The organism is Rhizobium albus (assembly GCA_030160035.1).
Classification (GTDB): domain Bacteria; phylum Pseudomonadota; class Alphaproteobacteria; order Rhizobiales; family Rhizobiaceae; genus Georhizobium; species Georhizobium albus.
Window position 1 is genome coordinate 746,223 of record BSNO01000001.1, and the last position, 25,993, is coordinate 772,215.

The following is a 25,993-nucleotide window of genomic DNA, read 5'->3' on the forward strand; positions in this document are numbered from 1 at the left end:
TGCTAGAAGTCGACATGCGCGTCAAATCGCATTTCCGCTTGGAGAGATAACAGTATGGTCATGTCATGAGCCAGGCCGAGGGTCTCACCAGCCAGAACCACCTCGTTCGCAAGGGGCTGAAATTCTCGCAATTGCGGCTGCTGGCCGTCTTGCGGGACACCGGGCAGATCGGCGCGGCGGCCGAGCAGGTGGGCATGACGCAGCCGGCCGCATCGCGCCTCATGGCACAATTGGAGGAGATGATCGGCACGCCGATCTTCACCCGCCATGCGCGCGGCGTTTCCTTGACGGAAGCCGGCCACATCATGGCCGATCAGGCGGTGCGGACCCTGCGCGAGCTCGATCTTTCGCAGGAACGTGTGGTCCAGGCGATCCAGGGAACGCGCGGCCTCGTGCGCATCGGATCGGTCACCGGGCCTTCGCTCGAGCTGATCCTGCCGCTTGTGCGCGAGATCCGGGTGCTCTCGCCGGCCGTGGAAATCGCGGTTCAGGTTGATACATCGAACAAGCTCGCCGAAGCGCTGCTTGCGCGTGAACTGGATTTCTATGTCGGCCGCATACCCGATGGTGCCCACGCGCAACCATTCGCGGTGTCCGATATCGGTGACGAACCGATCGGCCTCGTGGTGCGGGCCGATCATCCCTTGACCCGGATCGATCCGTTGTCGCTCGACCGGTGCCTGGATTACGATTGGGTGATGCAGCCGCCGGGCGGCCTGTTGCGGCGTACGGCGGAGGACTACATCCTCTCCAAGGGCTTGCGTCTGCCCCGCCGCGTGCTCGGCACCGCGTCTACGCTTTTCACCCTTGCGCTCGTGCAGAAGACGAACGCGATCGCGCCGTTGGCCAGGGCGGTGGCGGAATTCTTCATCGACAGCAGCGGCCTCGGCAGCCGGCTTGCCACCTTGCCCGTGGCGCCCGACCTGACGGTCAAGACCTATGGCGTCGTGACCCGCCAGGAACGCGATCTCTCTCCCGCTGCAGAAACGATCCTCGCGACGCTGCTGCGCCGCTGTTCACCCGGCAGCATTCAAGGCGGAGAGGCGGGTGGCTGACCGATGAGCAATGGCAGTGCGCGCCATCCCGTCACGCCGGATGGTCGCTACTTCGTCGTGCGCGGTAGGCTCTGGCGGACAACCAATCCCGATCTCGATGCCGATGCGCGGACAAGGCTCGTGAAGGAGCTCATGGATGCGCCTCGCGCGGTCAAGTCGGCGAAGGCCGCGACCAATGCCGACGCACTCGCTGATGCCCGCGCCGCCGTGCACACCGCCAAGGTGGCTCTCGGCGAACGCGGCGCTGTCTGGTGGAACGACGGCGCCCCCGATTTCAACCGCCACCTCGCGCGAAACACGCCCTACCGCGACTGGTTCGAGGCTTTGCCGGCGGACGGTGGAAGCAGTACCATCGAGACATGAGCCAGCGCCGGCAGTCACCATCCCTCAATGCTCGATCCGCAACTCGATGCGGTCGGCTGCGAAGCGGGTTCGGGTCAGGTGGAAGACCCGTCCGTCGAGCGTGGTATTGGTTCCAGTCGCCACGAGCACGATCGAGCCTTTGGGTAGGTCGAGATGCGTGAGCTCGGCCTCGCCGGCGCCTTCGGCCAGCACGCTGGTTTCGCGGCGGATATAGTCGTCAATGCCGAATTTGCGGAACGCTGCGGTCATGGATCCGGTCGCTTCGAAGGCGTCGGCAAGGCCCTTGAACCGCCCGGCGTCGAGCCAGTGCGTGGCGAGCGAGATGGGGCGGTCTGCGGCGATGCTCACTGTCTCCAGTTCCAGCACGCTGTCGCCGGGCCTAAGGCCGAGTTCTGCGGCGATGCTCGGGGTCGCCTCCCGTTCCTGCGTGCCCAGCAACCGACTTATGATCGAAGCGACCTGATCGGACAGTCCTGTGCTGAGCCGTGTGCGCAGGCGGATCGGGTAGGACAGGCGGCCTGAGCGGGTGACGATGGTGCCAAGCCCGTGCCGGGTCTGCACCAAACCTTCCGAAGCAAGATGCGCGATTGCTGCGCGTGCCGTGTGGCGGTTGACGCCGAACTGTCGGCCGATCTCGAATTCGGACGGCAGCTTCGAGGCGGGCGGAAACTCGCCGCGGTCGATCGCGCCGCGCAGCTGATCCGCCACCTGCCGCCACAGCGCGACGCCGCTTCTGGAAATGCCCACCTTGTCCGCCATCGTCACAGCCTTGTCATCGATCATCCGTAGTGTAGGCTACAGTTGTCTAGATAAACAGACAAGTGACGGGATGCTTCGATGAGTTGGGACGGCCGGAAAGAAGCGATGGGTCTGCTTGCCCGCGCTGACATGACATTACTGGATCACTTGTGCCAGGAGGCTGATCTGCCGCGCGAAACGCGCGTCGTCCGGCCGCCGGAAACGGGCCTCGTCACGCTGCGCGGACGTATTGGCGGCGGTGGCTCGCCGTTCAATGTGGGAGAGGTGACCGTGACGCGGGCGAGCGTCGAACTCGACGGTCACATTGGTCATGCCTATGCGCTGGGACGCGATCGCAAGAAGGCGCTGCAGTCGGCGATCTGCGATGCGCTCTGCCAGGATGAAACGCGGCGCGAAATGATCGAGCAGCAGATCCTCAAGCCGCTGCGTAAGGCGGAGCAAGAGGCCGACGCGCGGCGTGCCGAAGAGACCGCGGCCACGAAGGTCGACTTTTTCACCATGGTTCGCGGCGAGGACTGAAGATGACCGCTTTCGCAACACAGCACCTTGCCGATCCGGTCTTCCGCGCACAGGCGAATTTTCGAGCATTGATGGATGCGCTGTCGCGTCCCGGCACGATCCAGCGGCTGGTCGTCGACGAGGACGCCGGCGACATCGATGTGGATCTGGCCGCCATCGCGCTGACGCTCATCGATCACGAAACGTCCCTGTGGCTGAGCCCGTCGCTCGCCGACGATCACAAGGTGCGGGAGTGGCTCGCTTTCGCAACAGGCGCGCCGCTCGTCGATGCGCCCGAGCGCGCCGCCTTCGCGCTCGTCGCCGAGGCCGATCCGCTGCCCGACCATCGCGCTTTCGGGCAGGGAACGCAGGAATATCCGGATCGCTCGACCACCATCGTCAAGGCCTGCGGAGGCCTGACGCATGGACCGCGCCTGGCTTGCTCGGGCCCGGGCATCAAGGCGTCAGCGACTGTGGCACCCGCCGGTCTCGGCCCGAACTTCGTCGAGCGCTGGGCGGAGAACCGTGCGCTGTTCCCCCGCGGTGTCGATCTCATTCTGTGTGCGGGAGGCGCCGTGATGGGCATGCCGCGCACGCTCACCATCAAACGCCTGGAGGTCTGACATGTATGTTGCCGTCAAGGGTGGCGAAAAGGCGATCGCCAACGCCCACCGGCTTCTGGCCGACCGTCGTCGCGGCAATCGCGACCTGCCTGCCATCGGGCTCGACCAGATCGTCGAGCAGCTGGCGCTCGGGGTCGATCGCGTCATGGCGGAAGGATCGCTTTACGATCGCGAACTGGCCGCACTCGCACTGCGTCAGGCGCGGGGCGACATGATCGAGGCGATTTTTCTGCTGCGGGCCTATCGCACCACGCTCAGTCGCTTCGGCTATTCGCGCCCGATCGAGACGGGCGAAATGCGGATCGAGCGACGCATTTCAGCCACGTTCAAGGATCTGCCTGGCGGGCAACTGCTCGGGCCGACTTTTGATTACACGCACCGGCTGCTCGATCCGTCACTGGCCGGCGACGAAGCGATCCCCGAAGGCGAGCGGATCAGCGTCGACGATGCATCGCCGCCGCCGCGCGTGTCGGCGCTGCTTGCCGAAGAAGGTCTGGTGGAAGAAGACGGCAGCGTCGAGGGCGACCATATCGCCGACATCACCCGCGAGCCGCAGGACTATCCGATGGGTCGTGACGGCAGGCTTCAATCTCTCGCCCGCGGCGACGAAGGCTTTCTGCTCGCGCTCGCCTATTCGACGCAGCGCGGCTTTGGTCGCTCTCACCCTTTCGCCGGTGAAATCCGCATCGGCGAGGTGGAGGTGGAGCTCGATGTTCCCGAGCTCGATTTTGCCGTGCCGCTTGGGCGCGTGCGTGTCACCGAATGCCAGATGATCAACCAATTCAAGGGCTCGGCGAAGGCGCCGCCGCAGTTCACCCGTGGTTATGGCCTCGTCTTCGGCCAGTCGGAACGCAAGGCGATGGCCATGGCGCTCTGCGACCGGTCACTGCGGGCCGGCGAACTGGGCGAAGAGACGGGCGCACCGGCGCAGGACGAAGAGTTCGTGCTGTCCCATTGCGACAACGTGCAGGCCACCGGGTTCGTGGAGCATCTGAAGCTGCCGCATTACGTTGATTTCCAGGCCGAGCTCGATCTGGTGCGCCGCATGCGCGCGGTGCACGAAGCGGAAAACGAGACTGCCGAAGACCAGCGCGAGGCCGCCGAATGACCGGGGAACCCTTCTACAATTTCGCCTATCTGGACGAGCAGACAAAGCGCATGATCCGGCGCGCGATCCTAAAGGCGATCGCGATCCCCGGCTATCAGGTGCCGTTCGCCAGCCGGGAAATGCCGATGCCTTACGGCTGGGGAACCGGGGGCGTGCAGGTGACCGCCGCCATCATCGGCCGGGACGATGTGCTCAAGGTCATCGACCAGGGCGCGGACGACACGACGAATGCCGTTTCCATCCGGGCATTCTTCCAGAAGGTGACCAATGTCGCGGTGACCACCGATACGGGCGCTGCGACAATCATCCAGACCCGCCACCGCATCCCCGAACATCCGCTGATCGACGGCCAGATCATCGTCTACCAGGTGCCGATCCCCGAGCCGCTGCGCTTCCTCGAGCCGCGGGAGACCGAGACGCGGACGATGCATGCGCTTGAGGAATACGGCCTGATGCACGTCAAGCTCTATGAGGACATCGCCCGCCACGGCGAAATCGCGACGACCTACGCCTATCCGGTCAAGGTGGAGGGTCGCTACGTGATGGACCCGTCGCCGACGCCGAAATTTGACAATCCGAAAATGCACATGTCGCCCGCACTGCAGCTTTTCGGGGCAGGGCGTGAACGTCGCATCTATGCGATCCCGCCCTATAGCGACGTGGTGAGCCTCGATTTTGACGACCATCCCTTCACGGTGCAGCGCTTCGACAAGCCGTGTGCGCTGTGTGGCGGGGACGATGTGTATCTCGACGAGGTGATCATGGACGACCGCGGTACGCGCATGTTCGTCTGCTCCGACACGGCGCACTGCGATGGGCGACGCTCGGAAGGTCATGTCGGAAAACAGGCCGCTGTCGAGGAGGCACGGCGATGAGCGACCAGCCCCTGATGACCGCACGCGGCGTCACGAAGATCTATGGCGAGCGCATCGGCTGCGAAGCCGTCGACCTCGACATCTACCCGGGCGAAATCGTCGCGATTGTCGGCGAATCCGGATCGGGCAAGACCACACTTTTGAACTGCCTCTCCGCGCGGCTCGCCCCGTCGGCCGGCAGCATTTACTACCGCATGCGCGACGGTCGGCTGCAGGATCTCTATGCGATGGGTGAGGCCGAGCGCCGGTTCCTCATGCGCACCGACTGGGGCTTCGTGCACCAGAATCCAGCGGACGGACTGCGCATGGGCGTCTCGGCCGGCGCCAATGTGGGCGAGCGGCTGATGGCTGTCGGCGAGCGCCACTATGGGCGGATTCGCGACACCGCGCTTGACTGGCTGGAGCGGGTCGAAATTTCGACAGATCGCATCGACGACAGGCCGAATGCCTTCTCCGGCGGCATGCGCCAGCGGCTCCAGATCGCGCGCAATCTCGTCACCGGCCCGCGGCTTGTCTTCATGGACGAGCCGACCGGCGGTCTCGACGTCTCGGTCCAGGCCCGGCTTCTCGACCTGCTGCGCGGGCTTGTCGGCGAACTGGGGCTTGCAGCCATCGTCGTCACCCATGACCTCGCCGTGGCGCGGCTCCTGTCGCAGCGGATCATGGTCATGAAGGACGGCCGCGTCATCGAGCATGGTCTGACCGACCGGGTGCTCGACGATCCGCGCGAGCCCTACACGCAGCTCCTCGTCTCTTCCATCCTGCAGGTGTGAGGAAAGACCATGTCAGATCCACTCGTCGTTTCGGGCGTCGCCAAGAGTTTCACCATGCATCTGAGAGGCGGGCTGCGTCTGCCCGTCGTCGACAATGTCAGTGTCCGTGTGGCGCGCGGCGAATGCGTCGTGCTCGGCGGCCCCTCGGGTGCCGGCAAGAGTTCGATCCTCAAGATGCTCTACGGCAATTACGCGGTGGACGGCGGCGAGATCCTCGTCACCCACGATGGCGAGACCGTCGATCTTGCCCGGGCCTCCCCACGCCAGGTGCTGCAACTGCGCCGCAACGTTATCGGCTATGTCAGCCAGTTCCTGCGCACGGTGCCACGCGTCTCTGCGCTCGATGTCGTCGCGGAGCCACTGATCGCGCGGGGCCATGACGCAGAGGCTTCGCGGCAGCAGGCGAGCGCGCTGCTTGACCGACTGAACCTTCCGCACGCGCTCTGGTCCCTGCCACCGGCGACGTTTTCCGGCGGCGAGCAGCAGCGGGTGAACATCGCGCGAGGCTTCATCACCGAACATCCGGTGCTGCTTCTCGATGAACCGACGGCATCGCTCGACGCGCAGAACCGGCGCGTGGTCATCGCGATGATCGACGAGAAGAAGCGGGCGGGCACCGCGCTGCTCGGCATCTTCCACGACGAGGAAGTGCGCGAGGCGGTGGCAGACCGGATCATCGACGTCACGGCCTTTCGGCCTGCGCGTGAGGCCGCCTGATCATGGGACGACTTGCGCCTGAACCGTCCATCCACGAAACGGCCGAGATCAAAGGATGCACGCTCGGGCGCTACACGGAAATCAGCGCGCGCAGCCGCGTGGCCGAGACGGTTCTCGGCGATTATTCCTACATCATGCAGGATTGCGATGTGTGGTGCACGACGATCGGCAAGTTCGTGTCGATCGCCGCGGCCGTGCGCATCAATGCCACCAACCATCCCACCTGGCGCGCCAGCCAGCACCATTTCACGTACCGGGCCGGCGACTATTTCGACGGCGCCGAAAACGATGCCGCGTTCTTCTCCTGGCGTCGCGAAAATGCTGTCACAATCGGCCACGACGTGTGGATCGGCCATGGCGCGACACTTCTTCCCGGCGTATCGATCGGCAACGGCGCGGTGATCGGTGCAGGTGCCGTCGTGTCGAAGGATGTCGAGCCTTACACGATCTTCGGCGGTGTCCCCGCCAAACAGATCCGCAAGCGTTTCGAGGCCGATATCGCCGCCGAACTCGACGCGCTTGCCTGGTGGGATTGGGACCACGACAAGCTGCACGCGGCGCTTGACGACTTCCGCACGCTGGCCATCGGCGACTTCATCGCCAAGCATCGCTGACGCCCTGCCGAGGCTGCGGCCATCGCGTCCCGCGGGCCTTCATCAATCTGTTGCAATACCGTCAACCCATTGTCGTGAACGCTCGGTAGGGAGTGGATGCCAGGCCGGATGGGGTGTCCGGACCGCACATATTCCAATTGATCGTGGAGATCATGATGATCGCTCAAATCGCTCGCGGCGCCGTCAACGTAGCGCTCGCAACCAGCCTTCTCGCCGGCTCCGCCCTTGCTCAGGATATCGATGTCTTCCGCGTCGGCCTTCTCGGCGGTGAAAACGAAGCCGACCGTCTGCGCAAGAACGACTGCATGGTTCAGCAGCTCGGCGAAATCCTCGGCGTGCCCGTCGAGCTTTATCCGGCTTCGGACTATGCCGGCGTGATGCAGGGCCTCGTTGCAGGCCAGCTCGATGCCGCTCAGCTCGGCGCCTCCGGCTACGCCGGCATCTACCTGCAGGATCCGGAAGCCGTCGAGCCTGCCTTTGTTGCTCTCGAGGCCGACGGTTCGGATGGCTACTACGCCATGATGTACACCAAGGCCGACAGCGGCATCGAGTCGCTCGAAGACATGGAAGGCAAGTCTCTCGCCTTCGCTGACCCGAACTCCACGTCCGGCTACCTCGTGCCGAAGGCGGAACTCGAAGCCCAGGAAATCGTCATCGACGACTATTTCTCGCAGACCGGTTTCGGTGGGGGCCATGAGCAGGCCGTGATTGCCGTTCTCAACGACCAGTACGATGCTGGCGTCACCTGGACCTCGGGCGTCGGTGAAGAGTCCGAAGGCTTCTCGCGCGGCGCTCTGCGCTCGATGGTCGACAAGGACCTTCTCGACATGTCGGACCTGCGCATCATCTGGCAGTCGAACCTCATCCCGAACGGTCCCTGGGTAAACCGCAAGAGCCTGCCGCAGGACGTCAAGGACAAGGTCAATGGCTGGCTCGAGACGCTGAACGAGACCGACCCGGAGTGCTACATCAACGTGTCGCAGGGCGAAGGCCAGGGCTTCAAGGCCGTGGACCACTCGTTCTTTGAAGGCGTCGTTGCCATGCGCCAGCGCGAACTCGAAGGCTCCCGCTGAGCTGATCGCACACCAGCGATAAGTCAGACAGGTCCGCAGCTTCTGCGGGCCTGTCTTTCCGCGAATGGCAGCCACCCGTCCGGGTACCGGCAACCTCGAAGGACATCCCATGCTTGCGATCAAGAACCTGACCAAGAGCTTCAAGACGCGCAATGCCGTCGACAATATCTCGCTCGATATCCCAGACGGCCAGATGGTGGGGGTCATCGGGCGGTCCGGTGCCGGCAAGTCGACGCTTTTGCGGATGATCAACCGGTTGGCAGAGCCGACCGGCGGCTCGATCATCTTCGACGGCCGCGACGTAACGGCGCTCAAAGGCCGGGAACTGCTCGAATGGCGGGCAAATTGCGCCATGGTGTTCCAGCAGTTCAATCTCGTCGGTCGCCTCAACGTTCTGACCAACGTGCTGACCGGGCGTCTCTATCACCATGGCCTCATCGCCAGCATGTTCCAGGTGTTCACGCCTGCCGAACGTGCCTTTGCCATCCGCGCGCTCGATCGGCTGGGCATGGCGCATACGGCTTTGCAGCAGGCCGATACGCTGTCGGGTGGTCAGATGCAGCGCGTGGCCATCGCCCGTGCGCTTGCCCAGGAACCGAAGATCGTGCTTGCGGACGAGCCGATCGCGTCGCTCGATCCGATGAACGCGAAGGTCGTCATGGATGCGCTGCGCACGATCAACCGCGAAGACGGCATCGCCGTCATCTGCAATCTTCATACGCTTGATACAGCCCGCAACTACTGCGACCGCGTCATCGGGCTTTTCGAAGGCCGTGTCGTGTTCGATGGGCCGCCATCCGCACTGACCGAACAGGCGGCACGCGAGATCTACGGTGCCGAGGCGGACGAGGCCTTCAGCGAAAGCATGACGTCGACGACGCTGAAGCCTGCAGGCACCGAGGTGCCGGCCGAGCGTCTGACGGAGGCGGACCTGCAGCAGCGCGCCCGCGCAGAACTCCTGGCAGGCTGAGCCCATGGCCTCCATAGATGTGAACGCCGGACCGCAGCCCAACGACGCTGTTTCCGTATTCGAGCATCATCGCAGCGAATTGCGCCGCCAGCGCCTCGGTATGAACATCCTGTTTATCGGCGCATTTCTGCTGGCGCTTGGCCTCTCGATCTGGGTGTCGCGCTTCTACCCGGATCGGCTGGCTGCCGGCCTGCCGCGCATCTTCGAGTATTTCGGCACGATCATGCCGAACCTGCAGTTCGACCTGCTGTTCGAAGGGCGGGGAGCCGACGGACGCGCCGTGCCCGGTTCGCTGACCTTCTGGTACTCGGATTTCAACGTCTACATTCGCCTCATCGTCGAAACGATCTTCATGGCGCTCACCGCGACCATTCTCGGCGCAACGGCCGCCTTCCTCCTCTGTTTCCCGGCTTCGCGAAACCTCGCGCCGAACAGCTTCATCTACATCGTGTCGCGCCGCTTCATGGAGATCTGTCGCGGCGTGCCGGAAATCCTCTATGCCCTGGTCTTCGTCTTCGCGATCGGCATCGGCCCGCTTGCCGGCGTGCTGGCAATCGCAATCCACTCCGCCGGCGCACTCGGCAAACTGTTCTCAGAGGTCAACGAGAACGCGTCGATGCGTCCGGTCGAGGGCATACGCGGCGTTGGCGGCAACTGGTTCGAGGAAATCCGCTACGGCGTCGTTCCGCAGGTCATGCCGAATTTCGTCTCCTACACATTATTGCGCTTCGAGATCAACGTGCGCGCGTCCTCCATCGTCGGCTTCGTCGGTGCCGGCGGCATCGGGGCGGAACTCAATCGGGTGATCAGCCTCTATTCCGACGATCGCGTCGTGGCCGTCCTGCTGCTGGTCGTCATCACCGTCACGCTGATCGACCTGCTTTCCGAACAGATGCGGACGCACTTCATCGGCCGGGAGAACCTGCAATGACCGCGATGACGCTGCAGTCGATTTCGTCGAGCGACATAGCCAGTGTTCGCCAAAGCCATCCGCAAGCGTTCGGCTCCACCTTCTCGACGATCACGCGGTGGGCGATCTGGCTCTCGGTCATCTTCTATGTGATCGGCTCGCTCTATTATTTCGAGGTCTACCGGCTTCTCGATGCCTCCGGGCGCGCCCTCAACCTCATCGCGGCGTTCTTCATCTGGGAAGACATGGGCGAGTGGCAGTATCGGCAGATCTATATCGGGATCGCACAGACCCTCGGGATGGCATTTCTCGGCACGTTGCTCGGCACCCTCATGGCGCTCTTCATCGGGTTCTTCGCAGCGCGCACCACAATGCCGTTCGTCGTCGTGCGCCAGATCGTGCGGCGTATTCTCGATATTCTGCGCGGTGTGGATCAGCTTGTCTGGGGTCTGGTGTTCGTTCGGGCCGTCGGACTGGGTCCGCTCGCCGGCGTGCTCGCGATTGCAGTCTCGGATACGGGAACGTTGTCCAAGCTCTACTCGGAAGCGCTCGAAAACGTGGACCGCAAGCAGGTCGAAGGCATCCGCTCAACCGGCGCCGGTCCACTGAAGATCGCGCGCTACGGCTATCTGCCCCAAGTGCTGCCGATCTTCATTTCGCAGTCGCTCTACTTCTTCGAATCCTCGACGCGCAGTGCAACGATCCTCGGTCTTGTCGGAGCCGGCGGCATCGGCATGATCATCATCGAGCGCTTCCGCGCGAACCTCTTCGATCAGGTCGCCTTCGTCGTCTTGAACGTGCTCGTCTGCATCTTCGTCATCGACTGGTTGTCGAAGAAGATCCGTGCGCGGTTGATCGGCGAAACGTCTCACTAGATCGGGTCTATTCCACCACGCCCAGGATCGGGCCGTAGCCCCCGTGCCAGGAAAAATCGTTGCGTCTTTTTTCGGGGAGAAAGAGACCAGCGCCGCGGCCGCCGTCGAGAAAGAGCGCGTTGGGGCAGGCCAGTTGGTCGCGGAAGAACCGCGCGAATTCATGAAAGTTCACGCGCCAGTCACTGATCGCGAACCGGATGAGCCCGCCTTCGCAGATACCGACGCCGCTGCGTCGGGTCGTGTCGGTCGAGCCGGGGATCAGCGCAGGGTGGAGCACGTTCTCGATGACGAGCATTGGTCCCGACTGGGTGGCCAATTGCACATCGGGCTTTGCGGCAAGAAAGTCTTCCGTCGGTAGGATGCCCGCTCCATCCTCTCCGGAAAAGAACACGCCGTTGGGCTTCTTGTAGAAATTCGGCACCTGTCGCGGCGGGCCTTCGATTGTGGCGGTATCGGCCGGATGCAGTTCCGCCCCATTCTCGATGTAAAGGCCAAGAGGTGCAAAATCGGCCTGGTACATGCCAGCATTGATCGCGAAGATAAGGTTCTGCTCCTGCTCCCGGAGCGCGCTAGCAAGGCTGGAGAAGCGGCGGTAGGGCTGACCCTCTTCATTTTTCCAGAACAGGCGCAGGTCGGACACGGCCGGGTCGATCGTACAGACGACATAGCCCGAGCCCTCGAAACGTTCGTCGCTGCACTGCAGAGCCTTGGCCTCCGGAAGCGCGAAGAGCACGGCGATCACCGCCAACACGGCTGTCAACGCGGCACCGGCCAAGTCTCGTATTGCAGTCATCCATTGTCCTCGCTCGCTGTGATCGGTCGGTCGATAGCAGGAGAGTGCCGTAATTCTAAGACCAGGCTTCGCCGTGCCGTGGAAATTTCGAGGTATCGGCGGCAATCGAGATCTAGCGAAGAAGCCCGTCGAGGTCGAAGTCGTCCCAACCTTTTAGGCCGGACGCCTGTTTGCCCCCGCTGACAGTGCCTTCGGCGCGGCCGAACGAGCCGCCCAATTTGCCCGCCTTCTTCAAAGCAGCTTTCTGAGCTCCGCGTCGTCTGTTTTCGGCCGCGGTCGCCAAGTCTTCTTCACGCCAGACCTCGGGAAGATCGCGATCGAGCACATCCTCGATATGCCGCGGGTCGAACACGTGAAAGGTGATCTTGCGCGCCCGGCCACGGAGCTTGACGGTTCGGGTTCCGGCACTTTCCAGCCGGCCGTCCTTCAACCAGCGATGGCGTTCGGCGGGCTTGATGGCCAGGATGTCCTCGACCTCGCGGGGTATCACCGGAAGGCTTTCGATGCCGACAAGTTTGCTGGTGACGGCCTTTACCAGTTCAAGATGTTCGTCCTCATCGTCTTCCGGAACGCGCAACACGATCGCGCCGGATTCGATGTCGATCTTCTTGCGTTCCTTGAAAGGAAGATGCGCACGGATTTCGAGGAGGATGCCCCTGGTGCGCACAGCCGAACCCAATGTCGCGGCCGGTGAAAGGGGCCATTCCTGGATCAGTCGCGTCGGTGGTTTGGGTTTGGGCGCTCGGGGCATGATGCTCAGATGGAGCGTGGCGCATCAGCCTTCAATCGGTTTCTTTGCATCAGTGCTGCCAAGCCCTATGCGATTTCGTGAATTTTGGGGATCATCCGCCCATTCGCGATCTGAACCGTCGCCAGGGTGATGGGCAATCTGAACCTTCGCGGCCCTGCACTGCCAGGGTTGAGAAAGAGCACCTCATCCTGCATTTCGATGCCGGCACGATGGGAGTGTCCCGAGATCACCAGATCGAACCCTTCATCGCTCGGAGCAAACACAAGGTCCTTCCGGTCATGGATCACGAAGATTTCCCGATCGAAAAGCCTTGTTCGCACCGTTTCGGGATGGATCGCCGCCCAAGGCTCGCGATCGATGTTTCCACGAATGGCCGTAACCGGAGCGACTGCTTCTAGCCTCTCGATGATGGTTGGCTCTCCGATGTCGCCGGCGTGGATGATGTGATCGACGCCTTGCAGCAGGGCAATTGCCTCAGCGCGCAGGAGACCATGGGTATCCGAGATGATGCCAAGCGTGGGCATGGCAGAAGCGATCCTTTCTATCGGTTCGTCACAGCGGCTTCTTGTTTGCCGTCGGCGCAATGGCGCGGCCCGCCCGCATGAACCGTGTCAGGGCAAGGAACGTTCCTGACAGGCTAGGGGATAGGCAGACCAATAAGATTGTCAGTCCAGCGGTGGCCGGCCAGGACATCCGGGCGGGTAACGGTCATCCGAAGTCGACTTCGATGCGTCGGTCGCCGCGGACCCGGACCCGGCAGGCGCGGGAGAAATCGTCGGCCATGATAAGCAGCTTGAAGCGATCGGGGACATCGGCGGTGCTGGTGAAATCGATCCCAGCGCCGCTATCGGACAGGGTGCGCACGGTGCAGTCCATCGTCGACCGGCCCCCATTGAACGCGATGCGTCCGCCCTTCAACACGCGACGACGCACATCGGCTGATTGCGGCGGTTCAAAGGATTGCCAGCCGATGCACCGGTTTCGTCCGTCCGACTTCGCGACATAGAGCGCCGCGTCCGCCCGTTCGAGCAGAGTGTCTATGTCCAGCGTGGTCCGATCGAGACCGGCCACGCCGACACTGATCGTCGCGCCGACCGGTCCATCGACATGCTCTATTCGAAGACGGGCAACCGCAGAGCGGAGTTTTTCCGCGACGTCAAGCGCTGCCGCGGCGCTCGATTGATGGAGGATGATGGCGAATTCCTCGCCGCCAAGTCTTCCGATGATGTCTGAGTGACGGGCGTTCGCCTTAAGCGTCGATATGACCTCGACCAGAAGCCGATCGCCAAACCGATGCCCGTAGGTATCGTTGACGCGCTTGAAGTGATCGAGATCGATCATCATCACGCTGAGATCGGTGCCATGACGCCGGGCGAGGCCGATGGCGCGCGCTGCCTCTTCGCGGAATGCACGGCGGGAGAGGGCACCTGTCAACGCATCGGTCATGGCCAGCGTTCGCAGTTCCAGTTCGCTGACGACGAATTGGGCGAGATCGGCGAGAATGCCCTGGTCGCGCTTCGAAAAAGTACGGGGCACCGTGTCCGCCGCGCAGAGCGTGCCGATGACGTGACCATGCGGTGTGCGCAGCGGCATCCCGGCGTAGAAGCGCAGCTTCAATCCCTCGATTACCGCCGGATGATTGTGAACGGTGGGATGAACCAGTGCATCTTCGACGATGAGCGGCTCGCCATTGACGACGGCGATTTGGCAAAGCGATTGCGACAGGTCGGTTTCCGCCACATCGACGCCCTGGCGGGATTTGAACCATTGTCGATGCCCGTCGATCAGCGTCACGGTCGAGATCGACACATCGAAGATCTGACGCGTAAGCCGGGTGATCCGATCGAAGCCTTCCTCCGGTGGCGTGTCGAGCACGTCATAGCGCTCCAGGGCAGCGAGACGATCATTCTCGTCGTCCATCTCGCGCAGGGCATCGCGCTCGCTCACGCTCTCAATCTCCTTCAACGATTAGCGGAAACGTGCTGCCTGAAAGTAAAGAATGCCTTAACGCACGGCAGGCGATTTAACGGGTCGTTTCGACAGATGATGTGGTGCCGGGACCGTGCTTCGCATGAACCCCGCCGAAACGATAATGGCGTCGATCGTTATCTCCGGCGGGATGTCGATTGCTGGCCTGCTTCACTTTGGTATCCACCACTTCGGCGCCTTGCAACAGGGGGTGGATATTGCCATATCCCGTGCAGCGGACCGGGCCCCTCTGGCGACCTTCTCGAAGCGTCGCGATGTCGGACCGTTTGGATACTGGCCCGCTTTGCGACTTCTCAGCGGGCAACTGGAGCAACGGTTGCCATGATGAATCTCGGACGTTTTCGCTTTTTCGCCCTGCTGTCGGCGGCATTCATCGCTATGACGCTTGTCTCTGTCGATTTTGCCGAGGCGCGTCGTGGCGGCAGTTTCGGCAGCCGCGGCTTCCGCACGCAACAGTCCGCCCCACCCACGCGAACCGCACCGAACCAGACCGGTCCGGTCGAGCGCAGCATGACGCCGGCGCCAAGCACCGCGCCGCGCCAGCAGCAGACGGCAGCTCAGCAGCAGCAGCGGCCGGGCATGTTCGGTGGCCTGGGCGGCGGGTTGATGCGCGGCATCTTGATCGGTGGTCTGTTCGGCATGTTGCTCGGTTATGGCTTCGGCGGCTTGGCCGGTGCGCTCGGCTTCCTGGTGCAGTTGCTCCTCATCGGCGGGCTCGTGTGGCTGGCGATGGCGTTCTTCCGCTCGCGCCGGCAGCCGGCCGTCGCCGGTGGCGCCCGCACGCAAGCCTCGGCCGGTGGACCGGGCTTTGGACATTCCTCGATGCGTGATGCGGCGCCCCAGTCGTCGCCGAAGGCATCAGCTGCGGGTTTCACGGTCCCGCGGATTGGCGGAGGCGCAGCTGCTGCTGCCCCTCAAATGACCGACATCGCCGTCGATCAGGAAGATCTCGACATGTTCGAACGCCGTCTCGGCGAGGTGCAGCGCGCGTTTGCAGACGAGGATCACGCTGCTCTGCGCCGGCTTTCCACGCCCGAGATGGTCTCTTATTTCTCGGAGGAACTGGCCGACAACGCAAAGCGCGGGGTGCGCAACGAGGTGACCGGCGTGAAGCTTCTGCAAGCAGATATTGCCGAAGCGTGGAACGAGGGCGAGGACGACTATGCCACCGCCGCGTTCCGCTACGAGGCGACGGATGTCCTGCGCGATCGCACCACCGGCGCTTTGGCGGGCGGTGTCGACGAACCGACCGAAACGATCGAGTTGTGGACCTTCGTGCGCAGGAACGGTGGCGAATGGAAGCTTTCGGCGATCCAGGAAGCTGCCGTCTAGAGCTGCAACCCCCCCGCCGATCGCGTTGCGACGTCATGTAAAACCGAGCTTGTGGTGCGGCAGCTCTTGCGCCGCAGGCGGCAGGATGGTTTGAGGCGGCTCCCCTCTTAAACTGACCTGGACACCGCGCATGATCCGCCTTGAAAGCATCGGCAAGCAGAACGGCAAGCAGATCGTCTTCATCGAGGCGTCGGCAGCACTTCAGCGCGGCGACAAGATCGGCCTTGTCGGCCCGAATGGGGCTGGCAAGACAACGCTTTTTCGCATGATCACCGGCGAGGAACTGCCTGACGAGGGGCAGGTCTCGGTCGATAAGGGTGTGACGGTCGGCTATTTCAGCCAGGATGTCGGCGACATGGCCGGGCGCAGCGCAGTGGTCGAGGTGATCGACGGTGTCGGCCCGGTCAGCGCGCTGGCAGCCGAGATGGCAGAACTCGAAGCCGCGATGGCGGACCCGGACCGTGCCGATGAGATGGACGACATCATCACGCGTTATGGCGAGGTACAGGGCCGCTACGACGAGCTCGACGGCTACGCGCTCGATGGGCGCGCGCGCGAGGTCCTGGACGGGCTTGGCTTCAGCCAGGACATGATGGATGGCGATGTCGGCAAGCTTTCGGGCGGCTGGAAGATGCGGGTGGCGCTCGCCAAGATCCTGCTGATGCGGCCCGACCTGATGCTGCTCGACGAGCCATCGAACCATCTCGACATCGAAAGTCTCATCTGGCTCGAAACCTTCCTGAAGGGGTATGACGGCGCCATCCTGATGACGTCGCACGATCGGGAATTCATGAACCGCATCGTCGGCAAGATCATCGAGATCGATGCGGGCGCGCTCACCACCTATTCCGGCGACTACGAATTCTATCGCCAGCAGCGCGCAATTGCCGAAGTGCAGCAGCAGGCGCAATTCGAGCGCCAGCAGGCGATGCTGGCGAAGGAAGTCGCCTTCATCGAGCGCTTCAAGGCGCGTGCAAGCCATGCCGCGCAGGTCCAAAGCCGGGTGAAGAAGCTCGACAAGATCGAACGCGTGGAGCCCCCAAAGCGCCAGCAGACCGTGCGCTTTGAATTCCAGCCCGCACCGCGCTCCGGCGAGGATGTCGCGACCGTCAAAGGCGTCCACAAGAGCTATGGTGACCGCACGATCTATGATGCGCTCGACTTTCAGGTGCGCCGGCGCGAGCGCTGGTGCGTGATGGGCGTCAACGGCGCCGGCAAGTCGACGCTGCTCAAGCTGATCGCAGGCGCTTCGGAGCCAGATGCCGGCTCCGTCACGCGTGGACCGAGCGTGAAGATGGGCTATTTCGCGCAGCACTCCATGGAGTTGCTGGAGGGCGAGCGCACGGTGCTGCAGTCGCTGGAAGACAGTTTTCCGCTGGCGGGGCAGGCGCCTTTGCGGGCTCTTGCCGGCTGCTTTGGCTTTACCGGCGACGATGTGGAGAAGAAGTGTCGCGTGCTTTCCGGCGGCGAGAAGGCCCGGCTCGTCATGGCCAAGATGCTGTTCGATCCGCCGAATTTTCTCGTTCTCGATGAGCCGACGAACCATCTGGACATTGCCACCAAACAGATGCTCGTCGAGGCGCTGTCGCGGTTCGAAGGCGCGATGCTGTTCGTCAGCCACGACCGTCATTTCCTGGCCGCGCTCTCCAATCGTGTGCTGGAACTGACGCCGGAGGGCCCGCATCTCTATGGCGGCGGCTACACCGAATATGTGGAGCGGACGGGCCAGGAGGCCCCTGGCCTGCGGAGCTGAGCCAGTCGCTCTGGCACTTTCGGCATCAAGCCCTATCTGCTTCGTCCAGGTCACGGACGACCGGTAAATTGCTTTCCGGTCACAGGCAGAGGTCGACGGCCATGGAGCTTCGGGCAATTGGACTTACAGACGCTTCATGACCGGTAACCTTGCTGCGCCTGCCACAGTCTCTGCCGAAGCGGATGACGCACTGCTCGAGATCGTGCAGCGGCAGACCTTTCGCTACTTCTGGGAAGGGGCGCATCGTCCGAGCGGGCTTGCACGGGACCGGCAGAAGACGACCGGCGATCCGAGCAACGATCTCGTCGCGATCGGCGGTTCCGGTTTCGGCTTCATGGCGATCGTCGTGGCGGTCACGCGCGATTGGATTTCGCGGGATGCGGCACTGGACCGATTAGGCGCGATGCTGTCCTGTCTGGAGCAGGCGACGCGCTACCGGGGTATGTTCGCGCACTTCATCAACGGACGCACGGGGCAAACCATACCATTCGGCCGGAAGGACGACGGAGCAGACGTCGTTGAGAGCGCCTTGCTCTTCCAGGGGCTTCTCTGCGTCCGGCAATTCTTCGACCGTGCCACGTTCGTGGAGGGGTCGCTTCGCCAACGCATCGATCGGCTGTGGCAAGAAGCGGAGTGGGACTTTTACCGGCGCGACGGGGGCAACCACCTTTATTGGCACTGGAGCCCGAACCATGGCTTCGTCATGAACCAGAAGATTACGGGCTGGAACGAAGGGCTGATCGCCTATGTGCTGGCCGCAGGCTCGCCGAGCCACCCGATCGATGCGGAGGTGTATCATCAGGGTTTTGCGTCAGGGCCGGGCTTTCGAAACGGGCGCAGCTACTATGGCATCGAACTTCCGCTTGGCATGGAATTCGGTGGTCCGCTGTTTCTCGCGCATTATTCGTTCTGCGGCCTCGATCCGCGCGGGTTAAGCGATCGATATGCCGATTATTTCGAGCAGAATGTCCGCCATACCCAGATCAATCACCGGCACTGTGTTGCCAATCCTCATGGCCACAAAGGCTATGGACACGATTGCTGGGGGCTGACGTCGGGCCACAGCCCTTCAGGCTATGTCGCGCACGCACCCGATAACGACATCGGCGTGATCACACCGAGTGCTGCGCTTTCCAGTTTCAGCTATACGCCTGAGGAGGCGATGCGGGCACTTCGGTCGTTCTCGGCCAAGCCCACCAACCGCATCTGGGGCCGGTTCGGCTTCGTCGACGCGTTCAGCGAGAGCCGCAACTGGTTCGCCCGCACCTTTCTCGCGGTCAATCAGGGGCCGATCGTGATCATGCTGGAGAATTTTCGGAGCGGCCTGCTCTGGGATCTGTTCATGGCCGCTCCCGAAGTGCAAATCGGGCTTGCGAAGCTGGGCTTCACCAGCCCGCACATGACGAAGAACCGTGCTTCGATCGGTTCCTGATGCAGCGTTCGGACCGACCGCCTGTGTGGTCGGCCCGAATGGTCAGTGTTAAAGTCGCACGAGATAATTACCGTGCGCGGGCAACCTTCTGGTCGTGAGCCATGGCGTTCTTGTCTCCTTCGCCTTTGGCGAATGACGACGTGGCGGGAACGCCCTGATAGCCGGAGATCGATTCCGCGCTCGCCATGCCCGGAGCGTCCGACGTGCCGCCGACCAGATCGCGAGTGGCTTTTTCGATCCGGTCACCGATCTCCTTGTCGACGTTGCGCCAGTAGTCGAATGCCCGTTGCAGGATCGGCTCGCTGACGCCATTTGCGAGATGACCTGCAACGTTGTCGACGAAGCGCGCGCGTTGTGCATCGTCCATAACTTCGCGGACAAGCGCGCCGGGCTGGCTCCAATCGTCGTCTCCCTCGCGCAAGGTGTAGGCGGCGCGAACCATCTCGCCGTCTGCCATCCATGTCGCTTCTCCCCCCACTTCCGGCTGAGCAGCCGGTCCACCGTAGGAGTTGGGCGCGTAGACCGGATCGACGGCATTGACCGTCCGGCCACGACCGGCGCGGGAATAGGAATGCACCTCGGCCGCCTTTGCCTGATTGACCGGTATTTGCTTGTAGTTCACGCCGAGGCGGGCGCGGTGGGCGTCGGCGTAAGAAAAGCCGCGTGCCAAAAGCATCTTGTCGGGGCTGAGGCCGATGCCGGGCACCATGTTGTTCGGCTCGAACGCCAACTGCTCGATCTGCGTGTCCCAATCGACCGGGTTGGTATCCAGCGTCAGCTTGCCGACTTCGATTAGCGGATAGTCCTTGTGCGGCCACGTCTTGGTGAGGTCGAACGGATTGATGCGATAGGTCTTGGCGTCTTCGAACGGCATCACCTGGAATTTCAGCGTCCAGCTCGGGAATTCGCCTTTGGCGATATGATCGAAGAGGTCGCGGCGATGATAATCACCGTCCTGTCCGGCCATCTTGTCCGCTGCGTCCTGGGTGAGGTGCGCATTGCCGTCACCGAGATCGGTGTGGAAGTGCCATTTGACCCAGAACTTCTCGCCCGCCTCGTTGATCAGCATGTAGGTGTGGCTGCCATAGCCGTTCATTTCGCGCCAGTTCTTCGGCACGCCGCGATCGCCCATGAGATAGGTGACCTGGTGGGCGCTTTCCGGGCTGAGCGTCCAGAAATCCCACTGCATATCATGATCGCGCAGGCCGTTATCGGCACGCCGCTTCTGGCTGCGAATGAAATGCTGGAACTTCATCGGGTCGCGGATGAAGAAGATTGGCGTGTTGTTGCCGACCATGTCAAAATTGCCGTCCTCGGTGTAAAATTTCACCGAGAAACCGCGCGGATCGCGCCATGTGTCGGGGCTGCCGCGCTCACCGGCGACGGTCGAGAAGCGGATGGCAGTCTCGACCTTTGCACCGGGCTGAAGGAACTTGGCCTTGGTGTACTGGCTGATGTCTGCCGTCACTTCGAAATGGCCGAACGCACCGCTGCCCTTGGCGTGGGGCTGGCGCTCGGGAATGCGCTCGCGGTTGAAGTTCGCCATCTGCTCGATCAGGTAGTGATCGTTGAGCACGATCGGGCCGTCTCGTCCTATGGAAAGCGAATGTTCGTCGCTTTGTACCGGGATCCCGGCATCGGTCGTCGTGCGGGGGGCGAATGTTTTCTCGGCCAATATCGTGCCCTCGGAGCGTGTTGTGGGGATAATATCGCTCAACGGCAGAGCGAGCAGCCGGTTCCGTCAATAGTTGAAGAAGATGATCCCGCGGGATCGCAGTGCCATAGCCCCGGGACCGGCTGTTCCCAAAGACGTCGGATCCACTCAACACCATTTCGGCGGACGTTTCGTTGACCCATGTCAATGGCGTCGCCCGTCCCGGGGCATAGAATTCGCCTTTCACGGAGGACTTCACCATGGAACGATATGGATGGCAGGATTGGGTGATCACGCTTCTCGGCGGATGGCTTGTTGTGTCGCCCTTCGCGTTGCGCACCCTCGGATATGAAAGCGGGCCGGCGCTTGCCGCGGATTGGAACGCCTACATCGTCGGCGTTCTTGCCTTGGGTCTCGGCATTGCCGCGTTGCTGGCACGACGGATCTGGGAAGAATGGGCCGATGTGGCGCTTGGTGCGTGGCTTATTGTGTCGCCCTGGGCTCTGGGATTTGCGTCCGATCGTCCGATGACCACGAATGTCATTGTCGTCGGCGGGCTCATGATCCTGGTGGCTGCGTCGACCATTGCCACAGACCGAATATCCCATGCGTGAGAAAATGGGAAATGCCGACGGGCTCGATGTCGATGCCATGCGGCGGATATTGACGGCGCGCAGGGATGAACTGGATCGGCGCCTGGGGAGGATTGGCGCCGATCTGGCCCAACCGGGCGACCGGGATCTGGAAGATCAGGCCATCCAGCGCGAAAACGACGAGGTGCTGGAGGAACTGGGCGAGGCCGGCCTTGATGAACTGCGCCAGATCGAAGCTGCCCTGAAACGGGTCGAGGAAGGTACCTACGGGATTTGCACGCGCTGTGGGAAGCCAATCGACGCGCGGCGGCTGCAAACCCTTCCCTCGACGCCCTTCTGCGGAGCCTGCGCCAAAAAACGCTGAACGGCGGGACCTTGATGATCACTGAGATGACCAGCGAAGACTGCATGGCGCTTCTCTATCAAGTTGCGACGGGGCGTCTCGCCTGTGCGCGTGACGATCAGCCTTACGTGGTTCCGATCCTCTTCGTGGCCGAGCCGGGGCACCTTTATGGATTTACGACCCTGGGACGCAAGGTCGAGTGGATGCGTCAGAACCCGCGCGTCTGTGTTCTCGTCGACAGGATCGAGCATCGGGAATCGTGGCAAAGCGTCATCATCACCGGCCGATATGAAGAGATTTCTCCGAATAACGGCCACGAAGGGCAGCGCGATCATGCCTGGTCCCTGCTGCAGGCCAATGCCGCATGGTGGGAACCCGGTTACCAGCACACGCGCATCGGCGATATCGACCGCCCGCTGCTTCCCGTGTTCTTCCGCATCGCCATCGTCGAGATGACGGGGAGACGGTGTGCAGCCGAGAAACGGGCGCAGTTGCCGCCACAGTCAGGCTTCGTCGAGCGGATGATCGCCCGATTTACGTCGCGAACTTGACCCTGATCAACGCACAGCCCGGACATTGTTCTAGAAGTGGACCCGAGAGGCTGGAAGGTGGCTCATCCCAAGGAGGACCACATGCTCGACAAGACACTCAGGCAAACCATCATCGACGCGCTGGATTTCGATCCTGGACTGGATTCCGCCGATATCGGTGTTGCAGTGGAAAACGGCGTCGTCACGTTGACCGGCCATGTGCCGACCTTCGACGAAAAACTGACGGCGGAAGATCTGGTCAAGCGCATCAAGGGCGTGCGCGGCATTGCGCAGGAGATCGAAGTCCGCCCAGCCGGCACGCATCGCACCGCCGATGACGAGATCGCAAAGCGTGCGCTGAACGTCATCCGTTGGAACACGACGATCCCCGACGAGCACATTCAGGTGAAGGTGCAGAAGGGCTGGGTCACGCTGACCGGGAAGGTGGAATGGCAGTATCAGAAGAATGCCGCAGCCGGTGCAGTCCGCGGTCTCTCAGGCGTGACCGGCGTCTCCAACATGATCGAGATTCGGCCGCGGGCGGAGGCGACCGACATCAAGAAGCGCATCGAAGATGCCTTCAAGCGCGATGCCGAACTGGAGGCCCAATCGATCAGGGTCGACGTTCACGACGGAAGAGTGACGCTGGAGGGCCATGTGAAAGTGTGGGCCGACCGGCAGGCCGCTGAACGCGCCGCATGGTCGGCGCCGGGCGTGACGGCCGTTGAGGACCGCATCACCCTGGCCTGACGCGGTTCGGGTAACGTCGTGGAAACGCGGTCGTCGCAAGGCGACCGCGTTTTGCTGTGCAGCTGAGGAAAGAGGTGGCTCGAAACTCAGCTTTTGACCCTAATCGATGCCGACAGTCGTTCTCTCAAAGAGAATAAGGACAACAGTGCGTGCCCATGCGCTGCCGGTTTTCAAGCGATGTAATAGATGTGATTGCCTCTCTGGCCCGCACTAGTGATGCGTCATCTTGGGGAGGGGTACGGCCATACCGGGATGCTGCAGATAGTTCTCTTGAAAGCCGGCGAGATCCATCAGTCCATCAAGATCGATGATTGACAGCATCTGTCGGTCCCAGCGCACCAGCTTGGCAGCACGCAATGCCTGCAATGTCCGATTGGTATGGACGACCGATAGGCCGATCATGTCGGCAATATGGGCTTGCGTGGCTGGAAAGCGGAGTTGAGAGCCATTCGTGAGGCCGGCCGCTTGCGCCCGCAAAAACAGTTCGCAAATTATGTGAGCGAGGTGCTGTTCTGCGTTCCGTCTGCCGAGCGAGGCGATCCAGGCGCGCGCAATGGCGCCGTTTCTTTCCGACAATTGGCAGAGGCTGTTTGCAAGAACTGCACTTTTCAACGCCGCTCGGCTCATTGTGTCGTTACGGAACTTGGTGGTCGAGCAAGCGCCCATGGCAACCAATCCATCGCTCGACGGATTATGCGCGCAAAGGCGCAGATCAATGAAATCCCCGCACATATAAATCGCGGTAATCTGCCGCGACCCGTCCAGGGTCAAATGGTAGCGGACGGCAAAGCCATGCTCGATCAGGTGGCTGTAAGCGGCCTCATCTCCTGTGTGCAGCAAATGTTCGTGGCTGCGGTAATGGGCCGATTGACCTGTTGTTTCATCGGACAGAACCGTGAGAGCGGGGTCCTCTTTATGACAATGTTGCCTCTCCGCAGGCCCGTGCAACGTTCCATAGGTCAAAATGCTGTCCTTCCGGTCCGTTCAATGGTGCCAATATGCGCTTGTGACGAAAACGTTTCAAGTCACGAACTATTATTGCCAATCCTGACAGCTCGCTTCCGCAGTAGTACGCAGCAGCGGCACGCAGAAGATGGGGGTGCGCTTGATGCTCTGAATGCATGTTCGATCGACGTCCAGATGGTCGGACCGTGCAGAATGGAACCGCTTCGCGCGTTGGAGTGTTCGCTGCAAAAACAGGGGGCAGAATGATGTTGGAAGACGCCAGGCATTTGCAGATCGCCATAGCAGCGCTCGAATATGCAGGAATTGCAGCGATTATCGTGGGCGCTCTTTATGCTGTCGTCATGTTTGGCATTGCTCTGTTCTCTGGCGCGCATGATCAGCCATTCAGGGCCATGCGGGCGAGGCTGGGACGTTCCATCCTGCTTGGGCTGGAGTTTCTGGTTGCAGCCGATATCATCGCCACCGTCGCGATCGAGCCGACACTGCAGAAAGTTGCGACTCTCGGAGCACTCATCCTCGTACGAACATTTCTGAGCCTCTCTCTCGAAGTGGAGATTGAGGGTCGCTGGCCATGGCAGCGCGCTCGCGCCGAGGCCGAGCATCCCTTGCAGCGGTAGACGCCCACTGATCATTGCAGGCTCTCGAGGCTCAGCTGGGCACGGTACGGCTCAGGCGAAGCGCGCGCTCGTCATTGGAACCGAGACGCGTCTGCGCTGTTGCCCTTGCGCAAACACGAGGAGACAGCACCATGGATCACAGCAAACACGCCCGGCTCTCGGATATCGAGATCACCGAGCGCAATCTCAAAGGCGCAACCGTTTATGGCGCCAACGACGAAAAGGTCGGCAGCGTCGCCCACATGCATGGCGTGGGCAAGACCGCTCGCGTCGTGATCGACGTTGGCGGCTTTTTGGGCTTTGGCGCGAAATCGGTCGCGGTCGCTGCCAGCGAGCTCGATATCATGCGGGACGAGGGTGGCACGGTCCACGCCGTTACGGCCTGGACGAAAGACCAGCTCAAGGACATGCCCGAGCACACTGACTGACGGTGGAGGAGGCCCGGTTCGCGCCGGGCCTTTGGCCATTAGGCCTGCGCGAGCCATCATGCATCGATTATAGTTGGAACAAACCGGGGTCGGCGCGTCTTAGCCCTCCAATCAACAGGAGGCGATGACATGAACTATCTGTGGTTTTTTGCCGTTGCGGGCGGCGCCGTCATACTTGGGCTGGTTCTTGCTTACGCCGCGATGAAAACACGTGATCGCACGCCTGCCGAAGCCGCTAGAGGCAAGGCTAAGACGCGCGAGATGTATCAAGAACGCGATGATGAGACCAATCCTCTCGATACGGTTATCGACAGCCGGCCTACCAAGCAATCGGATCATTACGCTGCAATGCCATCGCCATCAGGGACGTCAACGGCAAGCCACCGCAACCTGGGACCTCAGATGAGCGCCCTCGGTGGGAAGGGCCAGTGGAAAGCCGGCCGCGCGGTTACAAACCTGCAATCGACGATCCGAGCCAAGCATAGCGCAACTTCTGAAGGTGGCGTCACTCCGCAAGACTGCAAATGCTGATTGCGGTGATACCGCGTCTGAATGATGAAGACGGTGGCTGTATAGCTGCTGCAGGCATGGTATTTGCTTGGAGAGCCGAGTAGCTCGTTCGGAGAAGCAGCATGATCGACCTCGTTTTGCTTGCATGCCTCATTTCGCAGCCGAATCAATGCCGTGAACACATCATTTCCTCGGAAGGGTCCAAGGCTGCCTGTGTGCAGACGTCTGTCATGACGCTTGCGCGCTGGGCCGGCGATCATCCCGGCTGGCATATCGAGAAGTTCCGCTGCGAAGAGTTTAGCCGAGACGCCTAATCGGCGTGCATCAGGGTCTGCCTCG

General features: G+C 62.1%; 32 protein-coding genes. 25 read left to right on the forward strand and 7 right to left on the reverse strand.

Features of this window, described 5'->3' with window-relative positions; translation table 11 throughout:
- The first annotated feature begins 65 nt into the window (after window positions 1-65).
- On the forward strand, window positions 66-1,055 hold the full coding sequence (locus QQL76_RS03515; RefSeq protein WP_499206404.1) for a LysR family transcriptional regulator: 990 nt from the start codon (window positions 66-68) through the stop codon (window positions 1,053-1,055).
- Between the two features lie 3 nt (window positions 1,056-1,058).
- Window positions 1,059-1,418: a hypothetical protein gene (locus tag QQL76_RS03520; RefSeq protein ID WP_499206405.1), complete on the forward strand. Its 360-nt coding sequence runs from the start codon at window positions 1,059-1,061 to the stop codon at window positions 1,416-1,418.
- A gap of 24 nt (window positions 1,419-1,442) precedes the next feature.
- Here the strand turns inward: QQL76_RS03520 and phnF are convergent, their stop codons facing one another.
- Window positions 1,443-2,177: a phosphonate metabolism transcriptional regulator PhnF gene (phnF, locus tag QQL76_RS03525; RefSeq protein WP_499206406.1), complete on the reverse strand. Its 735-nt coding sequence runs from the start codon at window positions 2,175-2,177 to the stop codon at window positions 1,443-1,445.
- 78 nt (window positions 2,178-2,255) lie between these two features.
- On the opposite strand from phnF, the gene phnG reads away from it, so the two are divergent.
- The 11 genes from phnG to phnE (QQL76_RS03580) all read left to right on the forward strand — a co-directional run bounded on the left by phnG (window position 2,256) and on the right by phnE (QQL76_RS03580) (window position 11,213).
- The gene (phnG, locus tag QQL76_RS03530) at window positions 2,256-2,696 is read left to right on the forward strand and encodes a phosphonate C-P lyase system protein PhnG (RefSeq protein ID WP_499206407.1); all 441 of its coding nucleotides are present in this window, start codon (window positions 2,256-2,258) and stop codon (window positions 2,694-2,696) included.
- Between the two features lie 2 nt (window positions 2,697-2,698).
- Window positions 2,699-3,298, forward strand: coding sequence for a phosphonate C-P lyase system protein PhnH (phnH, locus tag QQL76_RS03535; protein WP_499206408.1), 600 nt, complete (start codon window positions 2,699-2,701; stop codon window positions 3,296-3,298).
- Between the two features lies 1 nt (window position 3,299).
- Window positions 3,300-4,406, forward strand: coding sequence for a carbon-phosphorus lyase complex subunit (locus QQL76_RS03540; RefSeq protein WP_499206409.1), 1,107 nt, complete (start codon window positions 3,300-3,302; stop codon window positions 4,404-4,406).
- Window positions 4,403-5,281, forward strand: a complete 879-nt coding sequence (locus tag QQL76_RS03545) for an alpha-D-ribose 1-methylphosphonate 5-phosphate C-P-lyase PhnJ (RefSeq protein ID WP_499206410.1) — start codon at window positions 4,403-4,405, stop codon at window positions 5,279-5,281. The genes QQL76_RS03540 and QQL76_RS03545 overlap by 4 nt, the downstream gene beginning before the upstream one ends.
- Window positions 5,278-6,054 carry a phosphonate C-P lyase system protein PhnK gene (gene phnK / locus QQL76_RS03550; RefSeq protein ID WP_499206411.1) on the forward strand — a complete coding sequence of 259 codons (777 nt, stop codon included), beginning with the start codon at window positions 5,278-5,280 and terminating at the stop codon, window positions 6,052-6,054. Before QQL76_RS03545 ends, phnK begins: the two co-directional genes overlap by 4 nt.
- A gap of 9 nt (window positions 6,055-6,063) precedes the next feature.
- Window positions 6,064-6,771: a phosphonate C-P lyase system protein PhnL gene (phnL, locus tag QQL76_RS03555; RefSeq protein WP_499206412.1), complete on the forward strand. Its 708-nt coding sequence runs from the start codon at window positions 6,064-6,066 to the stop codon at window positions 6,769-6,771.
- Complete coding sequence (locus tag QQL76_RS03560) at window positions 6,771-7,385, forward strand: DapH/DapD/GlmU-related protein (protein ID WP_499207102.1); 615 nt, start codon at window positions 6,771-6,773, stop codon at window positions 7,383-7,385. The genes phnL and QQL76_RS03560 overlap by 1 nt, the downstream gene beginning before the upstream one ends.
- Before the next feature lie 155 nt (window positions 7,386-7,540).
- On the forward strand, window positions 7,541-8,458 hold the full coding sequence (gene phnD / locus QQL76_RS03565) for a substrate-binding domain-containing protein (protein ID WP_499206413.1): 918 nt from the start codon (window positions 7,541-7,543) through the stop codon (window positions 8,456-8,458).
- Window positions 8,459-8,567: 109 nt separating this feature from the next.
- The gene (gene phnC / locus QQL76_RS03570; protein WP_126009003.1) at window positions 8,568-9,428 is read left to right on the forward strand and encodes a phosphonate ABC transporter ATP-binding protein; all 861 of its coding nucleotides are present in this window, start codon (window positions 8,568-8,570) and stop codon (window positions 9,426-9,428) included.
- 4 nt (window positions 9,429-9,432) lie between these two features.
- Window positions 9,433-10,359: a PhnE/PtxC family ABC transporter permease gene (gene phnE, locus QQL76_RS03575; RefSeq protein WP_499206414.1), complete on the forward strand. Its 927-nt coding sequence runs from the start codon at window positions 9,433-9,435 to the stop codon at window positions 10,357-10,359.
- Complete coding sequence (phnE, locus tag QQL76_RS03580) at window positions 10,356-11,213, forward strand: PhnE/PtxC family ABC transporter permease (protein ID WP_499206415.1); 858 nt, start codon at window positions 10,356-10,358, stop codon at window positions 11,211-11,213. Before phnE (QQL76_RS03575) ends, phnE (QQL76_RS03580) begins: the two co-directional genes overlap by 4 nt.
- A gap of 7 nt (window positions 11,214-11,220) precedes the next feature.
- On the opposite strand, the gene QQL76_RS03585 is transcribed toward phnE (QQL76_RS03580), so the two are convergent.
- From QQL76_RS03585 to QQL76_RS03600, 4 genes are all read right to left on the reverse strand, one after another.
- Window positions 11,221-11,997: a phosphodiester glycosidase family protein gene (locus QQL76_RS03585; protein WP_499207103.1), complete on the reverse strand. Its 777-nt coding sequence runs from the start codon at window positions 11,995-11,997 to the stop codon at window positions 11,221-11,223.
- Window positions 11,998-12,118: 121 nt separating this feature from the next.
- Entirely contained in the window at window positions 12,119-12,757 is a 639-nt protein-coding gene (locus tag QQL76_RS03590; protein ID WP_499206416.1) for a hypothetical protein, read from the reverse strand.
- A 65-nt stretch (window positions 12,758-12,822) separates the two neighbouring features.
- Window positions 12,823-13,281, reverse strand: a complete 459-nt coding sequence (locus QQL76_RS03595) for a metallophosphoesterase family protein (RefSeq protein ID WP_499206417.1) — start codon at window positions 13,279-13,281, stop codon at window positions 12,823-12,825.
- Window positions 13,282-13,465: 184 nt separating this feature from the next.
- Complete coding sequence (locus QQL76_RS03600; protein WP_499206418.1) at window positions 13,466-14,704, reverse strand: sensor domain-containing diguanylate cyclase; 1,239 nt, start codon at window positions 14,702-14,704, stop codon at window positions 13,466-13,468.
- 124 nt (window positions 14,705-14,828) lie between these two features.
- On the opposite strand from QQL76_RS03600, the gene QQL76_RS03605 reads away from it, so the two are divergent.
- From QQL76_RS03605 to QQL76_RS03620, 4 genes are all read left to right on the forward strand, one after another.
- Window positions 14,829-15,071 (forward strand): hypothetical protein, encoded by a 243-nt coding sequence (locus tag QQL76_RS03605; protein ID WP_404864062.1) that lies wholly within the window; start codon window positions 14,829-14,831, stop codon window positions 15,069-15,071.
- Window positions 15,068-16,078 (forward strand): Tim44 domain-containing protein, encoded by a 1,011-nt coding sequence (locus QQL76_RS03610; protein ID WP_499206419.1) that lies wholly within the window; start codon window positions 15,068-15,070, stop codon window positions 16,076-16,078. The genes QQL76_RS03605 and QQL76_RS03610 overlap by 4 nt, the downstream gene beginning before the upstream one ends.
- Window positions 16,079-16,208: 130 nt before the next feature.
- The gene (locus QQL76_RS03615) at window positions 16,209-17,831 is read left to right on the forward strand and encodes an ABC-F family ATP-binding cassette domain-containing protein (RefSeq protein WP_499206420.1); all 1,623 of its coding nucleotides are present in this window, start codon (window positions 16,209-16,211) and stop codon (window positions 17,829-17,831) included.
- 136 nt (window positions 17,832-17,967) lie between these two features.
- Window positions 17,968-19,263, forward strand: coding sequence for a glucoamylase family protein (locus QQL76_RS03620; protein WP_499206421.1), 1,296 nt, complete (start codon window positions 17,968-17,970; stop codon window positions 19,261-19,263).
- A 67-nt stretch (window positions 19,264-19,330) separates the two neighbouring features.
- Here QQL76_RS03620 and QQL76_RS03625 read toward each other — a convergent pair whose 3' ends face one another.
- The gene (locus tag QQL76_RS03625; protein WP_499206422.1) at window positions 19,331-20,938 is read right to left on the reverse strand and encodes a catalase; all 1,608 of its coding nucleotides are present in this window, start codon (window positions 20,936-20,938) and stop codon (window positions 19,331-19,333) included.
- 239 nt (window positions 20,939-21,177) lie between these two features.
- Here QQL76_RS03625 and QQL76_RS03630 point away from each other — a divergent pair, with 239 nt between their 5' ends.
- From QQL76_RS03630 to QQL76_RS03645, 4 genes are all read left to right on the forward strand, one after another.
- The gene (locus tag QQL76_RS03630) at window positions 21,178-21,531 is read left to right on the forward strand and encodes an SPW repeat protein (RefSeq protein ID WP_499206423.1); all 354 of its coding nucleotides are present in this window, start codon (window positions 21,178-21,180) and stop codon (window positions 21,529-21,531) included.
- Between the two features lie 4 nt (window positions 21,532-21,535).
- Window positions 21,536-21,874, forward strand: a complete 339-nt coding sequence (locus QQL76_RS03635) for a TraR/DksA family transcriptional regulator (protein WP_499206424.1) — start codon at window positions 21,536-21,538, stop codon at window positions 21,872-21,874.
- Between the two features lie 14 nt (window positions 21,875-21,888).
- Window positions 21,889-22,404, forward strand: coding sequence for a pyridoxamine 5'-phosphate oxidase family protein (locus tag QQL76_RS03640; protein ID WP_499206425.1), 516 nt, complete (start codon window positions 21,889-21,891; stop codon window positions 22,402-22,404).
- A gap of 81 nt (window positions 22,405-22,485) precedes the next feature.
- The gene (locus tag QQL76_RS03645; protein ID WP_499206426.1) at window positions 22,486-23,133 is read left to right on the forward strand and encodes a BON domain-containing protein; all 648 of its coding nucleotides are present in this window, start codon (window positions 22,486-22,488) and stop codon (window positions 23,131-23,133) included.
- Between the two features lie 210 nt (window positions 23,134-23,343).
- Here the strand turns inward: QQL76_RS03645 and QQL76_RS03650 are convergent, their stop codons facing one another.
- Window positions 23,344-24,096 carry a Crp/Fnr family transcriptional regulator gene (locus tag QQL76_RS03650; protein WP_499206427.1) on the reverse strand — a complete coding sequence of 251 codons (753 nt, stop codon included), beginning with the start codon at window positions 24,094-24,096 and terminating at the stop codon, window positions 23,344-23,346.
- Between the two features lie 158 nt (window positions 24,097-24,254).
- Here QQL76_RS03650 and QQL76_RS03655 point away from each other — a divergent pair, with 158 nt between their 5' ends.
- From QQL76_RS03655 to QQL76_RS03670, 4 genes are all read left to right on the forward strand, one after another.
- Window positions 24,255-24,716 carry a DUF1622 domain-containing protein gene (locus QQL76_RS03655; RefSeq protein WP_499206428.1) on the forward strand — a complete coding sequence of 154 codons (462 nt, stop codon included), beginning with the start codon at window positions 24,255-24,257 and terminating at the stop codon, window positions 24,714-24,716.
- 131 nt (window positions 24,717-24,847) lie between these two features.
- Window positions 24,848-25,144: a PRC-barrel domain-containing protein gene (locus QQL76_RS03660; protein ID WP_499206429.1), complete on the forward strand. Its 297-nt coding sequence runs from the start codon at window positions 24,848-24,850 to the stop codon at window positions 25,142-25,144.
- A gap of 129 nt (window positions 25,145-25,273) precedes the next feature.
- Window positions 25,274-25,675, forward strand: a complete 402-nt coding sequence (locus QQL76_RS03665) for a hypothetical protein (protein WP_499206430.1) — start codon at window positions 25,274-25,276, stop codon at window positions 25,673-25,675.
- 101 nt (window positions 25,676-25,776) lie between these two features.
- The gene (locus QQL76_RS03670) at window positions 25,777-25,968 is read left to right on the forward strand and encodes a hypothetical protein (RefSeq protein ID WP_499206431.1); all 192 of its coding nucleotides are present in this window, start codon (window positions 25,777-25,779) and stop codon (window positions 25,966-25,968) included.
- The last annotated feature ends 25 nt before the right edge of the window (window positions 25,969-25,993 follow it).

Excerpts from the sequence above, each read along its gene's own strand:
- QQL76_RS03515 (WP_499206404.1), top strand. The coding sequence starts at position 66 with ATGAGCCAGGCCGAGGGTCTCACCAGCCAGAACCACCTCGTTCGCAAG.
- QQL76_RS03520 (WP_499206405.1), top strand. The coding sequence starts at position 1,059 with ATGAGCAATGGCAGTGCGCGCCATCCCGTCACGCCGGATGGTCGCTAC.
- phnF (WP_499206406.1), bottom strand. The coding sequence starts at position 2,177 with ATGGCGGACAAGGTGGGCATTTCCAGAAGCGGCGTCGCGCTGTGGCGG.
- phnG (WP_499206407.1), top strand. The coding sequence starts at position 2,256 with ATGAGTTGGGACGGCCGGAAAGAAGCGATGGGTCTGCTTGCCCGCGCT.
- phnH (WP_499206408.1), top strand. The coding sequence starts at position 2,699 with ATGACCGCTTTCGCAACACAGCACCTTGCCGATCCGGTCTTCCGCGCA.
- QQL76_RS03540 (WP_499206409.1), top strand. The coding sequence starts at position 3,300 with ATGTATGTTGCCGTCAAGGGTGGCGAAAAGGCGATCGCCAACGCCCAC.
- QQL76_RS03545 (WP_499206410.1), top strand. The coding sequence starts at position 4,403 with ATGACCGGGGAACCCTTCTACAATTTCGCCTATCTGGACGAGCAGACA.
- phnK (WP_499206411.1), top strand. The coding sequence starts at position 5,278 with ATGAGCGACCAGCCCCTGATGACCGCACGCGGCGTCACGAAGATCTAT.
- phnL (WP_499206412.1), top strand. The coding sequence starts at position 6,064 with ATGTCAGATCCACTCGTCGTTTCGGGCGTCGCCAAGAGTTTCACCATG.
- phnD (WP_499206413.1), top strand. The coding sequence starts at position 7,541 with ATGATCGCTCAAATCGCTCGCGGCGCCGTCAACGTAGCGCTCGCAACC.
- phnC (WP_126009003.1), top strand. The coding sequence starts at position 8,568 with ATGCTTGCGATCAAGAACCTGACCAAGAGCTTCAAGACGCGCAATGCC.
- phnE (WP_499206414.1), top strand. The coding sequence starts at position 9,433 with ATGGCCTCCATAGATGTGAACGCCGGACCGCAGCCCAACGACGCTGTT.
- phnE (WP_499206415.1), top strand. The coding sequence starts at position 10,356 with ATGACCGCGATGACGCTGCAGTCGATTTCGTCGAGCGACATAGCCAGT.
- QQL76_RS03590 (WP_499206416.1), bottom strand. The coding sequence starts at position 12,757 with ATGCCCCGAGCGCCCAAACCCAAACCACCGACGCGACTGATCCAGGAA.
- QQL76_RS03595 (WP_499206417.1), bottom strand. The coding sequence starts at position 13,281 with ATGCCCACGCTTGGCATCATCTCGGATACCCATGGTCTCCTGCGCGCT.
- QQL76_RS03605 (WP_404864062.1), top strand. The coding sequence starts at position 14,829 with ATGAACCCCGCCGAAACGATAATGGCGTCGATCGTTATCTCCGGCGGG.
- QQL76_RS03610 (WP_499206419.1), top strand. The coding sequence starts at position 15,068 with ATGATGAATCTCGGACGTTTTCGCTTTTTCGCCCTGCTGTCGGCGGCA.
- QQL76_RS03615 (WP_499206420.1), top strand. The coding sequence starts at position 16,209 with ATGATCCGCCTTGAAAGCATCGGCAAGCAGAACGGCAAGCAGATCGTC.
- QQL76_RS03620 (WP_499206421.1), top strand. The coding sequence starts at position 17,968 with ATGACCGGTAACCTTGCTGCGCCTGCCACAGTCTCTGCCGAAGCGGAT.
- QQL76_RS03630 (WP_499206423.1), top strand. The coding sequence starts at position 21,178 with ATGGAACGATATGGATGGCAGGATTGGGTGATCACGCTTCTCGGCGGA.
- QQL76_RS03635 (WP_499206424.1), top strand. The coding sequence starts at position 21,536 with ATGGGAAATGCCGACGGGCTCGATGTCGATGCCATGCGGCGGATATTG.
- QQL76_RS03640 (WP_499206425.1), top strand. The coding sequence starts at position 21,889 with ATGATCACTGAGATGACCAGCGAAGACTGCATGGCGCTTCTCTATCAA.
- QQL76_RS03645 (WP_499206426.1), top strand. The coding sequence starts at position 22,486 with ATGCTCGACAAGACACTCAGGCAAACCATCATCGACGCGCTGGATTTC.
- QQL76_RS03655 (WP_499206428.1), top strand. The coding sequence starts at position 24,255 with ATGTTCGATCGACGTCCAGATGGTCGGACCGTGCAGAATGGAACCGCT.
- QQL76_RS03660 (WP_499206429.1), top strand. The coding sequence starts at position 24,848 with ATGGATCACAGCAAACACGCCCGGCTCTCGGATATCGAGATCACCGAG.
- QQL76_RS03665 (WP_499206430.1), top strand. The coding sequence starts at position 25,274 with ATGAACTATCTGTGGTTTTTTGCCGTTGCGGGCGGCGCCGTCATACTT.
- QQL76_RS03670 (WP_499206431.1), top strand. The coding sequence starts at position 25,777 with ATGATCGACCTCGTTTTGCTTGCATGCCTCATTTCGCAGCCGAATCAA.